Raw genomic sequence first — 18,924 nt, 5'->3', positions numbered from 1 at the left:
CGAATTTCGGACGGCTAATTCAGACTGTCGACGAACGCGCTCACCTCGGCGACGAAGCGGGCGCGATCCTCGATGAACAGCCCGTGCTGCGCGTCCTCCCAGAACGAGCCGCGGCCGTCGGGCACGGCATCGAGGATGTAGCGCCCGTTCTCGATCGGCACGACCGGATCCTTGGTCCCGTGCAGGACCAGCACCGGAATGTCCAGGGCACGTAGCGTTTCGGTGTTGTCGACGGTCCGGTAGAACAGCGCCTTGCGCACCCGGGGCGGCGTGCCGAGGCTCGCACCGAAGATGCGCTGCGCATCAACGCCTTTGTCCGGACCGGGTCCGGTATTCGCATTGCCAAAGGCGCCGAACGCGCGCAACGCCCTGCCCGCGCTCTCCTCGAACACACCGGGAATGGCCTCCTGCATGGCCGAACCGGTCTCCGCACCGGGTGCGCGACCGATATTGGCCATCGAACCCGAGTAGATGACGCCCGCGACCGCGCCGGTGCCGTAGGCGGTCAGGTAGTCGCTGATCACGATGCCGCCATAGGACCAGCCGAGCAGGACCGCATCGGATCGGATGCCTTCGGCGGCGAGCACCGCGGCGATATCGGCGGCCCAGTTCTTCGGATCGTCGTAGCCGGTTTCCGGGGCCCCCGAGTAGCCGTGGCCGCGCAGATCGACGGCGAGCACCCGGAAGCGCTCGGCCAGCTCGTCCGCGGCCGCGCCCCAGCACTGCAGATTGGCCGACCAACCGTGTACCAGCACCAGTGGCCTGCCGTCGGCCGGGCCGCCGACCCGATAGACGATGCTCGTTCCGTCCGCACTGACCGCTTCCCGAATAGCCATGCCACCGAGGCTAACGGCGGCCGGTCCGATGCGCTGATCCGGGCAACAGCCGGGCTCACCAGCAAACGGCGCCGTAGCGACTGCTTGCAGGTCGCTCGAAATGGTCGGCAGCGACTGCGCGCAGGTCGCTCGAAAAGGTCGGCACTTAGGATCGGGATCATGAGCATTCGCACTGCCGTCGTCACCGGAGCCAGCTCGGGAATCGGGGAAGCCACCGCCCGGGAACTCGCCAAACAGGGCTATCACGTGGTCGTCGGTGCGCGCAGGCTCGATCGGCTGCGGCGTCTCGCCGACGAAATCGGCGGCACCGCACTCGAACTCGATGTGACCTCGGACAATTCCGTCCGCGCGTTCACCGATGCGATCGAGAACGCCGATGTGCTCGTCAACAACGCGGGCGGCGCGAAGGGTCTGACACCGGTGGCCGAGGCGGATCTGGACGACTGGCGCTGGATGTGGGAAACCAATGTGCTCGGCACGCTGCGGGTGACCAAGGCGTTGCTGCCGAAGCTGATCGCCTCGGGCGACGGGCTCATCGTCACCATCACCTCGGTCGCCGCCTTCGAGGCCTACGACAACGGCTCCGGCTACACCTCGGCCAAGCACGCGCAGGCCGTACTGCACCGCACACTGCGCGGCGAACTGCTCGGCCAGCCGGTGCGGCTCACCGAAATCGCGCCCGGCGCAGTGGAAACCGAGTTCTCGCTGGTGCGATTCGCCGGAGACGAGGAGCGCGCGGCCAAGGTGTACGAGGGCATTGATCCGCTGTTCGCGCAGGACATCGCGGAGATCATCGGGTTCGTGACGTCACGACCGTCACATGTGAATCTGGACCAGATCATCGTCAAGCCCCGTGACCAGGCCGGTCCGGGACGCTTCGCTCGCCGCGGCTGACGGAATCGGCGATACTCCATCCGATCGACCGTTTCTCGATTGCTGTGAATTCGCTCCTACGTGGTGCGGACATTAGCATCGGGTGTTTGGCACGCAGATAGACCAGATTGGAGTAGCTCGCCTCATGCTCAAGGGTTTCAAAGATTTCCTGATGCGCGGGAATGTCATCGACCTCGCCGTCGCGGTGGTCATGGGTACCGCGTTCACCTCGGTGGTGACGGCGGTGACAAAGGGAATCATCAATCCGCTGCTCGCGGTATTGGGTAAGACCAATGAGCTGGGACTCGGCGTTCAGCTGGTCTCGGGTAAGCCTGCCACCTTCATCGCGATCGGGCCGATCATCACCGCGCTCATCGACTTCGTGCTGGTCGCCGCAGTGCTGTACTTCGTGCTGATGGTGCCGATGAAGACGCTGAAGAACCGCTTCGGCACCGCCAAGGTGGCCGAACCTTCCGAGATCGAATTGCTCATCGAGATTCGCGATCTGCTCGCCGCGCAGCAGAAGGATTCGGTCGTCGACACCGAATCGTTCGGCAAGGACGGTTCGCTCGTCAAGGAGAACGCGCGGTAATTGCCACGCGCCGAATGTGTTTCGCCCCCGCACGGTTCTGCCGAGCGGGGGCGATTTTCATTCAGGCGCCGACGTATGCCGCCAGGTGTTCGCCGGTGAGGGTGGCGCGCTCGGCGACCAGGTCGGCGGGCGTGCCCTCGAAGACGATCTTGCCGCCGTCGTGGCCCGCACCGGGACCGAGGTCGATGATCCAGTCGGCATGGGCCATTACTGCCTGGTGGTGCTCGATGACAATGACCGATTTACCCGAGTCGACCAGCCGGTCGAGCAGGCCGAGCAGCTGTTCGACATCGGCGAGATGCAGACCCGTCGTCGGCTCGTCGAGGACGTAGACGCCGCCCTTGTCCGCCATGTGGGTGGCCAGCTTGAGCCGCTGCCGCTCGCCGCCGGACAGCGTGGTGAGCGGCTGGCCGAGGGTGAGGTAGCCGAGCCCGACATCGGCGAGCCGGTCCAGGATCTTCTCCGCGGCCGGTGTGCGCGCCGCGCCGTCGCTGAAGAACTCCTGCGCCTCGGTCACCGACATCGCGAGCACCTCGCTGATATCGCGGCCGCCGAGGTGGTACTCGAGCACTGCGGCTTGGAATCGCTTGCCCTCGCATTCCTCACAGGTGGTGGCGACACCGGCCATGACCGCGAGGTCGGTGTAAATGACGCCCGCGCCGTTGCAGTTGGGGCACGCGCCCTCGGAGTTGGCGCTGAAAAGCGCTGGCTTGACGCCGTTTTCCTTCGCGAATGCCTTGCGGATCGGGTCGAGCAGACCGGTGTAGGTCGCCGGGTTGCTTCGGCGGGAGCCGCGGATCGCGCCCTGATCGACCGACACCACATCTGCGCCCGCGGGGATCGAGCCGTGCACGAGCGAGCTCTTTCCCGAACCCGCGACGCCGGTGATGACGGCGAGCACGCCGAGTGGAATGTCGACATCGACATCCCGCAGGTTATTGGTCGACGCACCGCGAATCTCCAACGCGCCGTTGGGCTTTCGGACCGTCTCCTTCAGCGCGGCGCGGTCGTCGAAGTGACGGCCGGTAATGGTGCCACTGCCGCGCAGCCCATCTACGCTGCCCTCGAAGCAGACGGTGCCGCCGCCCGTACCCGCGCCAGGACCCAGGTCGACGATGTGGTCGGCGATGACGATCGTCTCCGGCTTGTGCTCGACGACGAGCACCGTATTGCCCTTGTCCCGCAGCCGCAGCAGCAGTTCGTTCATCCGCTGGATGTCATGCGGATGCAGCCCCGCGGTGGGCTCGTCGAATACGTAGGTGACGTCGGTGAGCGAGGAGCCGAGGTGGCGGATCATCTTGACGCGCTGCGCCTCACCACCCGACAGCGTGCCCGCGGGCCGTTCCAGCGACAGGTAGCCGAGTCCGATCTCCACGAACGAGTCGAGGGTGTGCCGCAGCGAGTTCAGCAGCGGCGCCACGGACGGTTCCTTCAGCCCGCTGACCCATTCGGCCAGATCACTGATCTGCATGGCGCAGGCGTCGGCGATGCTGATGCCCTTGATCTTCGACGATCGCGCCAGTTCGCTGAGCCGGGTGCCGTCGCATTCGGGGCAGATCTGGAAGGTGACCGCCCGCTCCACGAAGGCGCGGATATGCGGCTGCAGCGCGTCGACGTCCTTGGACAGCATCGACTTGCGGATCCGCGGAATCAGGCCCTCGTAGGTCAGGTTGATGCCATCGACCTTGATCTTGGTCGGCTCCTTGTAGAGCAGATCGTTGAGTTCGCGTTTAGTGAACTTACAGATCGGTTTGTCCGTATCGAAGAAGCCGCAGCCGGTGAAGATGCGGCCGAACCAGCCGTCCATGCTGTAGCCGGGGATGGTGAGCGCGCCCTCGTTCAGCGATTTCGTGTCGTCGTACAGCTGGGTCAGATCGATGTCGTTGACCGAACCCCGGCCCTCACAGCGCGAACACATGCCGCCGGTAATGCTGAAGCTACGACGCTCCTTGACCGTCTTCCCGGCGCGCTCGATCGCGACCGCACCCGCGCCGCTGATCGAGGCGACATTGAAGGAGAACGCCTGCGGCGAGCCGATATGCGGCTTGCCGAGTCGGCTGAACAGGATGCGCAACATGGCACTGGCGTCGGTGGCGGTGCCGACCGTGGAGCGCGGGTCGGCGCCCATGCGCTGCTGGTCGACGATGATCGCGGTGGTCAGCCCGTCGAGCACGTCGACATCGGGCCGCGCCAGCGTGGGCATGAAGCCCTGCACGAAGGTGCTGTAGGTCTCGTTGATCAGCCGCTGCGACTCCGCGGCGATGGTGTCGAATACCAGCGAACTCTTGCCCGAGCCGGAAACACCGGTGAACACGGTCAATCGGCGCTTCGGGATTTCGATGCTGATGTCTTTGAGGTTGTTCACGCGCGCGCCGACCACGCGGATCAGATCGTGGCTGTCGGCAGCGTGCAGGGCTTGCGTGTCCGTCTTCTCGGCCATAACTGATCGGTTCTCCATCTGGTTGCGCGGGCCGCATGCGCGGTCTCCGTCGGAGTCGACTGGCTCGATCTAATCAGCTTCGAGCAGTGCGTTCGGTACTTCTTCGGCAGCGGTCGTGGCAATTTGGGGTCGACACCGGTGGCCTGCGGCAGCCACCGGCGTCGAGCGCGGCGATTGCCCGAAGGCTCAGCTCAGCTGCTGGATACGGACCATGTTTCCGGCGGGATCGCGGAAAGCGCAATCGCGAACCCCATAGGGCTGATCGGTCGGCTCCTGGACGACCTCGGCATTGGTGGCCTGCACCTTCTCGAAGGTGGCGTCGACATCCTTGGTAGCCAGCAGGATGCTGGCGTAGGTGCCCTTGGCCATCATCTCGGCGATGGTGCGGCGCTCGTCGTCGGTGATGCCGGGGTCGGCGGCCGGCGGGTGCAGGACGATGGATGTGCCCGGCTGGTCGACCGGGCCGACGGTGAGCCAGCGCATCCCGTTGAATCCGACGTCTTTGCGCAGCTCGAAGCCGAGTGCGTCGCGGTAGAAGGCGAGGGCGGCCTCCGGGTCGTCCTGCGGGAGGAAGCTCGCTTGAATGATGATGTCCATGGCATTCACGCTAGTTGCCCCTAGTTGACCGGCGCTTCTCGATTCCTGATCGGTCTCGTCACCCGTTTCACGACGAGCGTCGGCAGATCCACCGTGGCGTGCTCGGCCTGCTCCCGGTAGGCGCTCGGCGGTATTCCGACCAGCTCGGTGAACCGAGTGCTGAAGGTGCCCAGCGACTGGCAGCCGACCGCGAAACAGACCTCGGTCACGCTGAGATCGCCACGCCGCAACAGCGACATCGCGCGCTCGATGCGCCGCGTCATCAGATAGGAGTACGGCGACTCGCCGTAGGCGAGCTTGAACTGGCGGCTCAGGTGACCGGCCGATATGTGCTCGTCGCGGGCCAGCCGCTCGACGTCGAGCGGCTGCGCGTACTCCCGGTCGATCCGGTCGCGGACACGACGCAGGCGCGCGAGCTCGCGCAGGTTGTCCTCGGTGGCTGGTCTGCTGGTCACCTGACCGATCGTCGCATGTCGCGGCGGGTTTGCCTAGCTCAGCGACCACCGGCGGGCAGCGGCGGCACCGGTGTCGCGGACACCGGATTCTTGGGTTCGCCCTGCAATGCCGACAGCCCGGTCCAGGTGTTCCAGTCGATGGTCCAGTCGTAGAGATCGCCATCGGCGGCCGACAGCGCGATCGACGTGCCGGTCACCTCGACCGGATCGCCGTAGAGCGCGGTCGGGAAGTAGGCCTGTGCGTCACTCGGCGACAGGTTGATGCAGCCGTTGGTGACATTCGAAGAGCCCTGTGCCGAAAGGGATTCCGGATTGGCGTGAATGAATTCGCCATTGTTCGAGATGCGTACGGCCCAGCGTTCGCGAACATTGGTGTAGAACGGCGGATTCGACATCATGAAGTCTTCGTACTTCTCGGTGACGACGTGCACACCGGAGCGGGTGACGTTGCGCGCCTCATTGCCCTCGCCATAGCTGACCGGGATATCGACGACGACCTGTCCGTCGCGCACGACCTGCATGCGATGGCTCGGCGCGCTGGCCTTGACGATCTGGCTGCGGCCGATGCGGAAATCCGAAGTGAGATCGGAGTATCCGTAGTTTCCGCCGCCGAGATCCAGGCCGTAGAGCTTGGCCGCGACGTGCACGGTGGTGCCGGGCGCCCAGTAATCCTTCGGCCGCCAGTGCACGCGCGAGCCGCCGTTGTCGTCCGGGAACCAGGCCCACGCGCCCTCGGTCGGCGGATTGGTGGTGATGGTGAGCGCCTTCTCCACCGCGGCCTTGTTCTGCACAGATCCCTTGAACTGCAAGATGATCGGGGCGGCGATGCCGACTTCCTGGTTATCGGCGATATTGAGCGTCGCGGGGAAGGTGTTCTTCGGTGCCAGCGTGGTGAAGGCGCCGTCGATCGGGACCGGCTTGTGGTCGATACCGACCACGGTGCCGGACCAGGTGTATTTGGCGTCGTAGCCGAGCGGTTCGGTGGTCTGGTAGCTGTGCTTGTCCGCGGCGATTTCGCCGGTGACCTGCTTGCCGTTGGCGTTGGTCAGCGCGATCTGATCAATGGTGCCGTCGGTGACGGTGACCGAGATCGGTGCGGTCGGATTGACGTTCTTGGCGTCGGCGCCGGGTGTCAGCGTGACCTTCGCGACGGGGGTGTTGTCTTTGGCGGAGTTGCTATTTCCGCCTTTGTCGGACGTGCATCCGGCCACCAGCGCCACTACCACGAGCAGCACAGCGGAGACGGCGGCGGCCGGTCTGTAGATGACTGGACGATGGCTCACTTCATCGAATTTACGCGGCGAAAACCATCCGACCGGCCTGCGAAGCGTGTGGTGTCCGTTTCACCGTTTAAAGAGCGACTCCGATGGGTACCGGCTCCGGTTCCAGCCGGATACCGAATCGCTCGGCGACACCGTCGCGGACGGTGCGGGCCAGTGCGACCAGATCGGCGGCGGTCGCGCTGCCGCGGTTGGTCAAGGCCAGCGTATGTTTCGTGGACAGCCGGGCCGGGGCATCGGGACCCGGAAAACCCTTGGCGAAGCCCGCCCGCTCGATGAGCCAGCCCGCGGAGAATTTGACGCCGTCGGGAGCCGGATAAGTCGGGATCGTGACGTCGCCCACATGGGCGATGATCGCAGCCTTCACTGCCTCGACGCGGTGCACCGGCACGACCGGATTGGTGAAAAACGAGCCCGCACTCCAGGTGTCGCTATCGGCGGGGTCGAGCACCATGCCCTTGCCCGCGCGCAACTTCAGCACCGCCGCCCGGACCTGATCGGCGGGCCGGGAGTCGCCGTTGCCCGCGCCCAGTGCGTTCGCGAGTTCGCCGTAGCGCAGCGGTGCGCTCGCGCCGTCGGGATCGAGTGCGAAGTCAACCGCGAGCACCACGGCGGTATCGCGATGTTTGAGTGCGCTGGTGCGGTAGCCGAAGCCGAGTTCGGCCGGTTCGACCCAGCGGATCTCGCCGCTCGCCCGATCCAGCAGGCGCACGCGGCGCAGCAGGCTCTCGACCTCCACGCCGTACGCCCCGACGTTCTGTACCGGCGTCGCACCGGCCGATCCTGGAATGCCCGACAGGCATTCCAGCCCGCCGAGACCGGCCTCGATCGTGGCCGCGACCACCGCGTCCCAGTTCGCGCCCGCCTCGGCGACCACACCGTGCGCGCCGATCTCGACCGCCTCGTTGCGCACCAGGACTACGACACCGTCGAAGCCGTCGTCGCCGATGAGCAGGTTGGATCCACCCGCGAGCAGTAGTAGCGGAATGCCCGCGGTGTCCAGCGTCCGGACCGTCGCGACCAGCGCTTCGGTCGTCGCGCATTCCGCGACGGTGGCCTGACCACCGACCCGCAATGTGGTCAGCTCGGCCAGCCGCACCGATTCGCGCAGCCGCGCACCGCTATCGACCAGCAGCTCGCGCAGCTGGTCCGCCGACACCACCCGTGAAGTTCGCACGCCCCAGACGGTAGCGTGTTCGACCATGGCTACACCCCTGGCGTACACGGCTCGCTACTCGCATCCGGCTGCCGCCGTACGCGCGGCCTTCACCGATGAGCAGTACTGGAAGGACCGCATCGCCGAGGTGGGTGGCGATAATGCCCGGCTGGATTCGGTCACCGTCGACGGCGACCAGGTCAAGGTCGAGATGGTGCAGGTCATCGCCGCCGAGCTGCTGCCCGCCGCGATCACCGCGGTGCGGCCCGGCGATCTGATCATCCCGCGCACCGAGAGCTGGACCGGCGATTCGGCCACCTTCACCGCACGCGTGGAGGGTGCGCCCGCCGAGGTGCACGGAACCATCGAGCTCACGGCCGACGGCTCCGGTTCGGTGACCGAGACCAAGGGCACCATCGAGGTGAAGATTCCGCTGTTCGGCGGGAAGATCGAGGCCGCGATCGCGGAGCGGTTGACCGAACTGCTGGCGAACGAGGAAGAGTTCACGAACAAATGGCTCGCCGAGCACTGAGCTCGGTCGGCAGGGCCTCTGGTGCGACTGGCAGCCACCAGCGATTCGATGCGAGTCCGGCGAGCAAGGCTCCGGTCGCGTTGACGAGGACATCGTCGACAGACGAGTGGCGGCCGATGCCCAGTACGAACTGCGATACTTCCACGACGCTGGATAGCACAGCGCCGACCAGCAGCAACCGCCATGGGTTGGCGAACCATGCCCAACGCATCGGCAGCAGAAGGCCGAGCGCGGCGAATACCAGCAGATTTCCGCCGAGCTGCTCGACGACTCGATCGTCGCGCAGCTGATCGATCAGATCGCGCAGCGGCACCGCATTCACCGAACGGCCGGTGCCCGCCGGGGTGAGGACCATCCACAACCACGGCGCGGTGCCGACCACAATGCCCACCTCGCACAGGGCATTGCGCCACGAACCCCGCCGCCGCGCCAGCCACCACGCGACCGCAACGGCGAGCGGAAGTGCCGCGATCGTCGCCGTGATCACTCCGCCCCACGCCTCCCACGTCCTGTTCATACTGCGATTCTGTCCGGACGATGTGCGGATTCCGCGTGGCGTGGGTGTGGCGATTGTGCGAATCCCCAGACCTACCGCCGAGCGATGCGGCGGCAGCCGGTCCCGGTAACGTAACCCCTCATGGCCCGCCGACTGGACTATTCAGCCCGCTTCCCGCTGCACACCACCAAGGAGCTGTACGCGGCGCTGTCGACCCGGGAGTACTGGGACGACCGGTGCGCGGAGATGTCGAAATTAGCGCCGGGCAGCGAGGTCGTCAGCCTCGATGTCAGCGATTCCGGTATCGACGTCGTGCTCAACCACATCCTGCCGCGCGACATGCTCCCGGAGATCGCGCAGGCGGTCATGCGCAAGGACATGGTCATCACCCGCAAGGAGAGCTGGGGACCGTTCGACGAGAACGAGTCCGTCGGCAAATTCTCGGCCTCGATCCCGGCCGGGCCGGGCAGCCTCGGCGGCACCATTCGCCTGTTCCCCACCGATACCGGCTGCACCATGCGGTTTTCCTCCGAGGCCAAGGTGTTCATCCCGATGGTCGGCCCGCGACTCGAACAGCTGATGCTGGTCAACCTGGTCGACCTGTTCCGCGGCGAGGCCGAGCAGACCGTGAAGTGGCTGGAAGAGCAAAACCCGACCCGCTGAGACCGGTCGGCACCATCACCAGGGGCACCACCGGTGTCAACCGATTACGACGCAGCGACCGCTGGCTGATCCACGACGAACTGGTCACCGGTCGACTGCGCAGTGCGGCCGATCCGCTGGTCGTCGATCTCGGCTACGGGGCGAGTCCGTGGACCACGCTGGAGTTGGCGGTCCGGCTGCGCACGGTCCGCGCGGATGTGCGGGTGGTCGGGCTGGAGATCGATCCGGAACGGGTCGTGCCCAGCCGCGACGGCGTGACCTTCGCGCGCGGCGGATTCGAATTGGCGGGGCTGCGACCGGTGCTGGTGCGCGCGTTCAATGTGCTGCGGCAATATCCGGAAACCGCCGTTCCCGATGCGTGGGCCACCATCCTGTCCGGGATGGATCCGGACGGTTTACTCGTCGACGGCACCTGCGATGAGCTGGGCAGACGCTGCGCCTGGGTGCTGCTGGATCGATCAGGACCGCGCTCACTCACCCTGGCCTGGGATCCGTTCACGGTCGAGCGTCCATCCGATATCGCCGAGCGTCTGCCGAAGGTGTTGATCCACCGCAACATTCCCGGCGAGCCGATCCACGCGCTTTTGACGGCCGCTGATCGCGCATGGGCCCGTGCCGCCCCGCTCGCCCCCTTCGGCCCCCGAGTGCGCTGGCGCGCGGCAGCACAGTACTTGCGCCAAGAGGGCCTCCCGGTGCGCCCCTACCGCCGCCGCATGCGCGACTGCGTCCTCTCGGTGCCCTGGTCCACCGTGGCACCCGACACAACCCTTTAGATCAAGATCAGGTGGCACTGGTGGCGGGGCCTCGAACGATGCCGCCAAGGAATCCACCCGATCTTGAAATGGGGGCGAGGAGGGCGCGGAGGTGGCCGGTTAGGGCTGCGATTGGGAGGATCGAGGTGGGCTCGAAGGGCTGGCGCCAGAGGCCGCCGTGGGCCGCGCCTGCTACGAATATGCGCTCGGGGTTGGTGGTGTCGGTGGGGGTTTCGGGTGGGGCGAAGAGGTCGGCGACGAGCTTGGCCGCCAGGAGGGGGCGGGCGGTGTCGGGGTCGAAGACCTCTATGCCGAAGTGGCGGGCGCCGCGGTAGGAGGCGGCGAGGGAGCGTTGGGTGCGGAGGGATTTCGTCCTGGCGGGTGGTGCGACGGCGCATGAGACCGTGCGGCCCGCGGTGTGCGCGAGGACGGTGCGCCAGCGCAGGAGGCGTTGGGCCAGTGCGTGATTCGGGCCTTGGACCGGCAGCAGTGCATCGGCGACGCTCCAGATCGCGCCGAGGTGGTCCGGATTCGTGGTGCGGTAGTTGGGCCGGTACAGGGCCGATGCGGTGAGCACGCGCAACACCTGCGGCCCTGCACCGCGCTCGCGCAGGCGGGCGTGCGCGTCGGCGATGACGTCCTCGGGCACGGCATAGCAGTCGGTCGGCGAACCGAGGTATGCGATGGCCGCGTCATCGCGGTGCTCGAGCAGATCCTCGACGAGGACATCCAGCGCGGCGGCCAGTCGAACCCCTTGCGGTCCGGGACCCTTCGCGTACAGACCGAATACCGGGCGGGCGTCGTGGTCGTACTGCGCGCGAATCCAGTGCACCAACGCCGGGAACTGCCTGGTGATGTCCGCACCGGGTCCGACCGTGACGGGATAGCGCAGTCGTCCCGCTCCCGCCTTCGCGATGTCCGAGATCTCGCGCCACCGCTCCGGTCCGGGCAGGTCTATCGCGAGAACGTCGGCACCCCATCGCAGTAGCGGCCGCAGCGGGGCGAGTTCGGCCGCCGCCCCGGTGACGATCACCCGGAAACCGGGCAGCGACAACCACTCCGGATGATCGATCACCCGCTCCACTGCCGCCGCGAAGGCGGGCTCGACAATGCCGCGGCGACGCCAGTCGGTGAGCTGCTGCCACAGCGCCTCCTCGGCCAATAGCGCTCCGCGGAACGGAATTTCGAGTCGCGGCGCGGGTTTCGCGGTCCCGTCGATCCGGCCGGTCTGGAGTCCGTCGGGCGTGGCGATCGCATCGAGGTCGACGCTGTGCAGCGGCGCGATCGTGTGCCCGGTCACGAAACGCAGCAGCTGGCGTGCTGCCCGCAACCCGTCGGTCGCGATCCCCACCGACACCGCGGGCGAGCTCGCGGCCAGGGCGGTCAGGCCGCGGAAGACGCCGCGGTAGTCGCAGTGCCAGTCCCGGCAGGTTTCGACCTGTTGTGCGAGGTCGGCGTCATATCTGCGGACCGCGTCGGCGACCACGGCGGTGGCGAACATATCGCCGATGCGCTCGGGCGCTCCGGACGGAAAGACGAGATCCCAACTGCCCTGACCTACCGTCCCCATGGTCAGTCACCCTGCCATGATTGCGCGCCGGGCAAAACCGGAGATCGAACGAATTGATAGCCGAATCGGATCATTCGCGACTTCACCGGGCCGGTCACGCGGCGGTGAGGGCCCGGTGCACGCGAGCCGCCGCACGCGGGGGAAGTCGCACACTCGCGGAACGGATTTCATCGATACCGCAACGGTGGATGGCTACCGCGTCGCCCACCACCTCATCCAATGCGGATTGCCCGATAGCGGCCTCGGCCAGATCGAGCACCGTGCGCACGGGCGTGGTCACCAGAAATCCGCCCGCAGGTTCGAGATCGGCCGGAATCAAAGGGCGGCGCAGCACCACCAGTCGCGGGGTGATCGGCGGCCGTCCCGCACCGACCGACATGTGCAGGAATCGCGGCTGTAGTCGACCGAGTCCGTGCAACTCCGCAGCACTCTGATGCGATACCGCGGCGGCCCCGTCGAACCAGGCCGCCCACATGGCGTATTCGTCGAGCGGGCCGGTGGGCCAATCGGCCAACCGCAGCAGCCCGACCCCGGCCCGCGTCACCGAGCCGTCGCCGAGACCGGCGCGAACGTGGGCCTCACATCCGGTGCGCAGCACCTGCCTGGTAGTAAAGAATCCGGCATGGCGCCCGGCCAATCGCCGCAGCACACGCCACCCGTGCTCGGCGGAATCGAGTGCGCGGCCCGCCGCATCGCCAGCCATGTCGACCAGGCTACGCTCGAACTCTGTGTCACATGTCACAATCGAACCCCTCACAGCGCCCTCAGAGCGAGCACAGAAACGTGGGGAAGAATCGACCACATGAGTACGAAGAGCCCATCCACCCTGAAGGTCAACCGGCGCGCCCTGGTGATCGCCCTCGTTGTGGTAGCGATTCTGCTCGCTACCGTGCTGGTCGGCGGGGAGGCATACGCGCGATACCAGGTTTCACGGTGCATCAGCACACAATTCGAGAAGGATATGGGTTCGAAGATCGATGTGAGCTTCGGAGCCAAGCCCATGCTGATCACCTGGATCGACGGGAAGGTCGATCAGGTGAAGGTGGACAGCGACGATTCCAAGTTCGGTCCGGCCGTCGGCATGGTGGTGCACGCCAGGTTCAACAATGTCGAGGTCAGCAGTAGCGGCAGCGGCAGCACCGTCGGCAGCTCGTCGGCCGATGTCACCTGGGGCAACGACGGCATCCGGGAAACGCTCGGCGGCCTGGTCAGCGGCGTGTCGTCCTCCGCGTCGACCGGGATGCTGACCCTGGATGTGCTGGGCGGGCTCGCGCAGTTGCAGGTGAAGCCCGAGATCAAGGACGGCACCGTGCAGGTCGAGACGAAGTCGGCCGCGCTGCTCGGGATGGGGATTCCGACCGATCTGGTGTCGGGCATCGTCGACGTGTTCACGCAGAGTCTGCAGAGCTACCCGCTCGGCCTGAAGGCCACCGAGGTCAAGGTCACCGATAACGGCGTCGCGGTGAAGCTGTCGGGTGGGCGGACCGAACTGCCCGCCGCGCAGGACAGCAGCGTCAGCTGCTGATCCGGCTCTCAGGTCCGCGCGTTGTGCCGGACCTGAGAGCTTTCCGGGGCGAAATGGCTATCCAGGTAGGCATTTCCATAGCCAGTTGTCGAATCCACAGCCCCGATTGTCGGGCTCGGGATCAGGCGGGGAATCCCTCCAGCACCGCACGGGATTTCGAGAGTCCGAGTCGGGTCGCGCCCGCGGCGATCAGCTCCGCGGCGGCCTCGGAGGTGCGGATACCGCCGCTGGCCTTCACACCGAGACGTCCGCCGACGATCTCGGCCATGAGCTGGACCGCGTGCACGCTGGCACCACCGGAGGGGTGGAATCCCGTGGAGGTCTTCACGAAATCGGCCCCGGCACGCTGGGCGGCGCGGCAGACCTCGACGATCGCGGCATCGGACAGCGCCGCCGATTCGATGATCACCTTGAGCACCGCGCGATCCCCCATCGCCTCGCGCACCGTCACGATGTCGGACAGCACAGCGCCGTAATCGCCTGCGCGCGCGGCTCCGACATCGATCACCATATCGACCTCGGCCGCGCCCTGTTCGACCGCGAGGCGCGCCTCGGCGCCCTTGACGAGCGAATGGTGCTTCCCGGAAGGGAATCCGGCGACCGTCGCGACCACCACGCCGGAGGCTCGAATCGGCAACATAGACGGCGATACGCAGATCGCGTACACGCCGAGTTCGCGTGCCTCCGTGACCAAAGCGTTCACCTCCGCGGCCGTCGCCTCCGGCGCCAGCAGCGTGTGATCGATCATGGCGGCCACTTCGGCCCTGGTCAGCGACGCGGAATTTGCCACAGGGTGAGAGTCTGGCATACCGGTGGCGAATTCCATTGCGCGCCTGGCGACACATCGCGCACACTCGATACTGTCGGTGGAGCTACGGACATCGCTTTGCGACTGCCCAGCCGACTGTTGCGCAGTTGCGGATGGCCCCATTCGTTCAGGAGGAGACGACACCGTGCTGATCCGTCGCGAACGCGCCGACGATGCCGCCGCGATCGCGGCCGTCCACCGCAGCGCCTTCGGACCGCAGTACGTGAATACCGATAAGAACCGGGAGACGGCCGAATTCACCGACGACAGCGCGGCGGACCCACCCGAGGTCGACCTCGTCACCCGGCTGCGCAGCGATTCCGGCTGGATCCCCACCCTCTCGATGGTCGCGGTCGAATACGACACCGTCATCGGCCACGTCTGTCTCACCCGCGCGGGCGTCGGCCCGTTCCCAGTGCTCGCCCTCGGCCCGATCGGCGTCCTGGCCGAACATCAGGGCAATGGTGTCGGCGCGGCCATGATGCACGCCGTCCTCGGCGCCGCCGACGCCCTCGACGAACCCCTCATCGGCCTGGCCGGAAGCATCGACTACTACCCCCAATTCGGCTTCACCCCCGCCGCCCGCCTCGGTATCACGCCGGATGAACCGGCCTGGGTTTCCCACTTCCAAGTGCGGGCATTGTCTGCGTACGACTCGCAGATCACCGGCGAATTCCGTTACGCGGAGCCGTTTTACGAACTGTAGGTCCGGCTGAGCCAGGAGCCAGGAGCCAGGAGCCAGGAGCCAGGAGCCAGGAGCCAGGAGCCAGGAGCCAGGAGCCAGGAGAGCCTAACGGGAGTTGGGGATGCCAGCGAGAGCCGGGGACACCAGCGAGAGTCGGAAATCCCCGGCGGGATTGGGGATGTCAGCGGGAGTTGGAGACGCCAGCAGGAGTTGGGGATGTCAGCGGGAGCTGGGAATCCCCAGCGAGAGTCGGAGACACCAGCGAGAGCTGGGAATCCCCAGCGAGAGTCGGGGATGCCAGCGAGAGTCGGGGATGCCAGCGAGAGCCGGGGACACCAGCGAGAGTCGGAAATCCCCGGCGGGATTGGGGATGTCAGCGGGAGTTGGAGACGCCAGCAGGAGTTGGGGATGTCAGCGGGAGCTGGGAATCCCCAGCGAGAGTCGGAGACACCAGCGAGAGCTGGGAATCCCCAGCGAGAGTCGGGGATGCCAGCGAGAGTCGGGGATACCAGCGAGAGTCGGAAATCCCCGGCGGGATTGGGGACACCAGCGGGAGTTGGAGACGCCAGCAGGAGTTGGGGATGTCAGCGGGAGTTGGGGATGCCAGCGAGAGCCGGGGACACCAGCGAGAGCTGGAAATCCCCAGCGAGAGTCGGAGACACCAGCAGGAGTTGGAGACACCAGCAGGAGTTGGGGATGTCAGCGGGAGTTGGGAATCTCGGCGGGAGCCGGGGACACCAGCGAGAGTCGGGGATGCCAGCGAGAGTCGGGAATCTCGGCGGGATTGGGGACACCGGCGGGAGTCGGGAATCTCGGCGGGAGTTGGAGACACCAGCGAGAGCTGGAAATCCCCAGCGGGAGTCAGAGACACCAGCGAGAGCTGGGAATCCCCAGCGGGAGTTGGAGATCTCGGCGGGATTGGGGACACCAGCAGGAGTTGGAGACGCCCGCAGGAGTTGGGGATCCAGGCGATGTCGGGGGCGGCCCGGTCAGCGGGAGTTCCAGGTGGGGGTTGGCAAGCGGGGGTTGGGAGGCGGCGCCAGGAGCGCCGAGGCTTGGAATTCACGCAACAGCTCACCGGGTGGCGCTTCCGATGCCATCAGGGCGGCCGACTTAAAAATCACCATGTGCTGGTGGAGGCAACGTCGAGAGTGGCGCTCCAGGAATACATTCTCGGGGGGTCAGGGGTGGTGGTGCATGTCGTAGACGTAGGAGCGTTCGTGTTTGCGGGAGACCCAGGCGCCTTCGGGTGGGAGGGGGCCTTGGCCTGGGTCGTCGAAGGGGCGGCTCAGGACTTCGCCGGAATCGGTGCAGATCGACCAGCCGAAGTCCGGGAGGCGGCGGCACCAGAGGTCGTGATCGATTCGCTTGTAGGAGGGGTAGCCGTGGGCCCAGCCGTCGCGGACGAATTCGTACGTCAGCCCATCGAGCTGTCGTACGAACTTCACACGCGTCACTTTTCCATTGTCGGCTTTCGCGCCACCTTCGCTCAACACCTGCCCGGGGCAGGGTGCCGCAGGTGCACATAGTCGACCTGGGAGGATTAGCGCATGAGTTCCGCTCCACCTGTCCTGGACGACCGACGTTTCGTGCTCACCCTCGGGTGCCCGGACCGTCCCGGCATCATTGCCAGGATCACCTCCTTCATCGCCGAGTTCGGGGGGTCCATCGTGGAGGCGGGCTACCACTCCGACCCGGATATCGGCTGGTTCTTCACCCGTCAGGCGATCAAGGCCTCGACGGTGCCGTTCGGTATCGCGGAACTGCGCGACCGGTTCGCCGGGGTCGCGGCCGACTTCGGCACGGAGACCGAGTGGCAGCTGCTCGACTCCGGTGAGCGTCGCCGGGCCGTGCTACTGGTAAGCAAGGACGGCCATTGCCTGCACGACCTGCTCGGACGCGCCGCGAGCGGTGAACTGCCCGCCACCATCGAAGCGGTGATCGGCAATCACCCGGACCTCGCCGGGATGACCGAGGCGCACGGTGTGAAGTTCCACCATGTGCCGTTCCCGAAGGATCCGGCCGAACGCGGCCCGGCCTTCGAGGAGGTGCGCGCCCTGGTCGATGCGCACGATCCGCACGCCGTCGTCCTGGCCCGCTTCATGCAGGTGCTGCCCGCCGAACTGTGCGAGCACTGGGCGGGCAAGGCGATCAATATCCACCACAGCTTCCTGCCGTCGTTCGTCGGCGCTCGGCCCTACCATCAGGCCTTCGCCCGCGGCGTCAAACTGATCGGCGCGACCTGCCACTACGTCACCGCCGAACTCGACGCGGGCCCGATCATCGAACAGGACGTCATCCGTATCGACCACGCCGACGAGGTCCGCGATATGGTCCGCCAGGGTCGCGACATCGAACGAGTGGTGCTGGCACGGGGTCTGCGCTGGCATCTCGAGGGCCGAGTGCTGGTTCACGGCCGCCGAACCGTGGTCTTCTCCTAGATACCTACCCCGCTGCTTTGGCTGGCTGACGTACCGAATCGAGGACCAACTCCAGCTCCTCGTTGAACCGCTCGTACATCTCGGTATTTCCCAGATGGCCCTGCGGGAGCACCTCGTACTTGACCAGACTGCCTGTTTCCCTGAGCATTTCGGCGATTCGCTCGGCGTGCACCGGCGGCGTCATATCGTCGAACTCGCCGGCCAGGATTGTGGTCGGTACGACGAGGTTGCGCGCCGATTCGCCGAGATCCAGTTCGGCGAGCAGGATTCCGAATTTCGCACGGACGCGGGCGGGGCAGGAGCGGACAACAGCGAGGCTGTAGTCGACCACGTCGCCGGTGGAGCGCAGGCTCATGATCTGCCGGGTGAAGGCCCACTTCACCGGGGCGAGCGGCGGGAAGACGAGCGGGGAGCCGAGGCCTAGGCGGCCGATCTTGTGCGGCAGCTGAATTCGCCGGTTGAGCAATGGGAGTGGTGTATTGAAGAACGGCAGGACAGTCGTCTCGGCGATCAGTCGACTCGGCGCCGTGTTGGTCAACAGCACCGCGCACGCCTGCTTCGCGACTCGGTCCGGATAGCGTCCGGCCCAGGCCTGCAGGGTCATGCCGCCGAGACTGTGGCCGACCACAACCGCCCGCTCGCCCGGGCGCAGTGTGGCGTCGAGCACCGTGGCCAGATCGTCGGCGAGCAGATCGGTGGTCAGATGGCTGGAGCCGAGTTCGCTCTCACCGTGACCACGCACGTCGTAGACGACCACGCGGTATCGATCGGCGAACTCGTTGATCTGCGCATTCCAGTATTCGATGGCGCAGGTCCAACCGTGTACCAGCACGATCGTCTGCGCATGGGCCGATCCGTAGACGTGTACACGCAAACGCGCACCATCGCGGGTGACGACCGGAACGACCTCATGCAGCGCGGTCGGCGGATTCAGCGCCGCGGTCGCATAGGTACGCGATCGCAGATCGGCGCGGTGTGTGTGAAGCAAACCCCGGACCCGACCAGGGACGTCCACCAGTGCAGGCGGCATTGCACGCATCGGACACTCCTTTGTGTAACTCTCCGATACACTAATTGCAAACCGCCGTGCTAGCTAGAGCAAGCAGCCTAAAAGTTATCCCAACTTCTCCCCATCCCCGTTTGTGAACGATCCCAAAGCAAGCTCGAACCAGCCAGTCGCCGGAAGGTCGAAACCAGCCGTCAACAGCACAGACCACCGCTGT

At 66.3% G+C, this 18,924-nt stretch carries 20 protein-coding genes; 8 read left to right on the top strand and 12 right to left on the bottom strand.

Annotated features, from left to right (window positions below):
* Positions 1-14: 14 nt before the first annotated feature.
* Complete coding sequence (locus ACQPZ2_RS05480) at positions 15-836, bottom strand: alpha/beta fold hydrolase (protein WP_433524591.1); 822 nt, start codon at positions 834-836, stop codon at positions 15-17.
* Positions 837-995: 159 nt separating this feature from the next.
* Between ACQPZ2_RS05480 and ACQPZ2_RS05475 the strand changes: the two genes are divergently transcribed.
* Together ACQPZ2_RS05475 and mscL are read left to right on the top strand one after the other, a co-directional pair.
* The gene (locus tag ACQPZ2_RS05475) at positions 996-1,730 is read left to right on the top strand and encodes an SDR family NAD(P)-dependent oxidoreductase (protein WP_433524590.1); all 735 of its coding nucleotides are present in this window, start codon (positions 996-998) and stop codon (positions 1,728-1,730) included.
* Positions 1,731-1,854: 124 nt separating this feature from the next.
* Positions 1,855-2,301 carry a large conductance mechanosensitive channel protein MscL gene (gene mscL, locus ACQPZ2_RS05470; RefSeq protein WP_433524589.1) on the top strand — a complete coding sequence of 149 codons (447 nt, stop codon included), beginning with the start codon at positions 1,855-1,857 and terminating at the stop codon, positions 2,299-2,301.
* Between the two features lie 61 nt (positions 2,302-2,362).
* On the opposite strand, the gene ACQPZ2_RS05465 is transcribed toward mscL, so the two are convergent.
* The 5 genes from ACQPZ2_RS05465 to ACQPZ2_RS05445 form a co-directional block, all read right to left on the bottom strand.
* Positions 2,363-4,741: an ATP-binding cassette domain-containing protein gene (locus tag ACQPZ2_RS05465; protein ID WP_433524588.1), complete on the bottom strand. Its 2,379-nt coding sequence runs from the start codon at positions 4,739-4,741 to the stop codon at positions 2,363-2,365.
* Between the two features lie 186 nt (positions 4,742-4,927).
* A complete protein-coding gene (locus ACQPZ2_RS05460; RefSeq protein ID WP_364472274.1) occupies positions 4,928-5,338 on the bottom strand; it encodes a VOC family protein in 411 nt (136 codons plus the stop codon).
* A gap of 20 nt (positions 5,339-5,358) precedes the next feature.
* Positions 5,359-5,793 (bottom strand): helix-turn-helix transcriptional regulator, encoded by a 435-nt coding sequence (locus tag ACQPZ2_RS05455; protein ID WP_433524587.1) that lies wholly within the window; start codon positions 5,791-5,793, stop codon positions 5,359-5,361.
* Positions 5,794-5,831: 38 nt separating this feature from the next.
* Entirely contained in the window at positions 5,832-7,076 is a 1,245-nt protein-coding gene (locus ACQPZ2_RS05450; protein ID WP_433524586.1) for a L,D-transpeptidase, read from the bottom strand.
* Positions 7,077-7,143: 67 nt separating this feature from the next.
* Positions 7,144-8,250, bottom strand: a complete 1,107-nt coding sequence (locus tag ACQPZ2_RS05445) for a UDP-N-acetylmuramate dehydrogenase (protein ID WP_433524585.1) — start codon at positions 8,248-8,250, stop codon at positions 7,144-7,146.
* Positions 8,251-8,275: 25 nt separating this feature from the next.
* Here ACQPZ2_RS05445 and ACQPZ2_RS05440 point away from each other — a divergent pair, with 25 nt between their 5' ends.
* A complete protein-coding gene (locus tag ACQPZ2_RS05440) occupies positions 8,276-8,761 on the top strand; it encodes a DUF2505 domain-containing protein (RefSeq protein WP_433524584.1) in 486 nt (161 codons plus the stop codon).
* Here ACQPZ2_RS05440 and ACQPZ2_RS05435 read toward each other — a convergent pair.
* Positions 8,733-9,278: a VanZ family protein gene (locus ACQPZ2_RS05435; protein ID WP_433524583.1), complete on the bottom strand. Its 546-nt coding sequence runs from the start codon at positions 9,276-9,278 to the stop codon at positions 8,733-8,735. The two genes, ACQPZ2_RS05440 and ACQPZ2_RS05435, sit on opposite strands and share 29 nt — an antisense overlap.
* 120 nt (positions 9,279-9,398) lie before the next feature.
* On the opposite strand from ACQPZ2_RS05435, the gene ACQPZ2_RS05430 reads away from it, so the two are divergent.
* Complete coding sequence (locus tag ACQPZ2_RS05430; protein WP_387294316.1) at positions 9,399-9,920, top strand: DUF2505 domain-containing protein; 522 nt, start codon at positions 9,399-9,401, stop codon at positions 9,918-9,920.
* The gene (locus ACQPZ2_RS05425; RefSeq protein WP_433524582.1) at positions 9,890-10,693 is read left to right on the top strand and encodes a class I SAM-dependent methyltransferase; all 804 of its coding nucleotides are present in this window, start codon (positions 9,890-9,892) and stop codon (positions 10,691-10,693) included. Before ACQPZ2_RS05430 ends, ACQPZ2_RS05425 begins: the two co-directional genes overlap by 31 nt.
* 7 nt (positions 10,694-10,700) lie before the next feature.
* Here ACQPZ2_RS05425 and ACQPZ2_RS05420 read toward each other — a convergent pair whose 3' ends face one another.
* Together ACQPZ2_RS05420 and ACQPZ2_RS05415 are read right to left on the bottom strand one after the other, a co-directional pair.
* A complete protein-coding gene (locus tag ACQPZ2_RS05420) occupies positions 10,701-12,242 on the bottom strand; it encodes a hypothetical protein (protein WP_433524581.1) in 1,542 nt (513 codons plus the stop codon).
* Between the two features lie 94 nt (positions 12,243-12,336).
* Entirely contained in the window at positions 12,337-12,945 is a 609-nt protein-coding gene (locus ACQPZ2_RS05415; RefSeq protein WP_433524580.1) for a type IV toxin-antitoxin system AbiEi family antitoxin domain-containing protein, read from the bottom strand.
* 99 nt (positions 12,946-13,044) lie between these two features.
* Between ACQPZ2_RS05415 and ACQPZ2_RS05410 the strand changes: the two genes are divergently transcribed.
* The gene (locus tag ACQPZ2_RS05410; protein WP_433524579.1) at positions 13,045-13,767 is read left to right on the top strand and encodes an LmeA family phospholipid-binding protein; all 723 of its coding nucleotides are present in this window, start codon (positions 13,045-13,047) and stop codon (positions 13,765-13,767) included.
* A 121-nt stretch (positions 13,768-13,888) separates the two neighbouring features.
* Here the strand turns inward: ACQPZ2_RS05410 and deoC are convergent, their stop codons facing one another.
* Positions 13,889-14,575, bottom strand: a complete 687-nt coding sequence (gene deoC, locus ACQPZ2_RS05405; protein WP_433524578.1) for a deoxyribose-phosphate aldolase — start codon at positions 14,573-14,575, stop codon at positions 13,889-13,891.
* 145 nt (positions 14,576-14,720) lie between these two features.
* Here deoC and ACQPZ2_RS05400 point away from each other — a divergent pair, with 145 nt between their 5' ends.
* Positions 14,721-15,281, top strand: a complete 561-nt coding sequence (locus ACQPZ2_RS05400; protein WP_433524577.1) for a GNAT family N-acetyltransferase — start codon at positions 14,721-14,723, stop codon at positions 15,279-15,281.
* 1,160 nt (positions 15,282-16,441) lie between these two features.
* Here the strand turns inward: ACQPZ2_RS05400 and ACQPZ2_RS05395 are convergent.
* Entirely contained in the window at positions 16,442-16,717 is a 276-nt protein-coding gene (locus tag ACQPZ2_RS05395; RefSeq protein ID WP_433524576.1) for a hypothetical protein, read from the bottom strand.
* A gap of 93 nt (positions 16,718-16,810) precedes the next feature.
* On the opposite strand from ACQPZ2_RS05395, the gene purU reads away from it, so the two are divergent.
* Positions 16,811-17,701, top strand: a complete 891-nt coding sequence (gene purU, locus ACQPZ2_RS05390; protein WP_433524575.1) for a formyltetrahydrofolate deformylase — start codon at positions 16,811-16,813, stop codon at positions 17,699-17,701.
* Between the two features lie 4 nt (positions 17,702-17,705).
* Here purU and ACQPZ2_RS05385 read toward each other — a convergent pair whose 3' ends face one another.
* On the bottom strand, positions 17,706-18,740 hold the full coding sequence (locus tag ACQPZ2_RS05385) for an alpha/beta fold hydrolase (protein WP_433524574.1): 1,035 nt from the start codon (positions 18,738-18,740) through the stop codon (positions 17,706-17,708).
* Positions 18,741-18,924 lie beyond the last annotated feature (184 nt).

Source organism: Nocardia pseudovaccinii, assembly GCF_050942345.1.
GTDB classification, from domain to species: domain Bacteria; phylum Actinomycetota; class Actinomycetes; order Mycobacteriales; family Mycobacteriaceae; genus Nocardia; species Nocardia pseudovaccinii.
The sequence above is the reverse complement of the archived record's forward strand: the minus strand, read 5'-3'. Positions and strand labels throughout refer to the sequence as shown.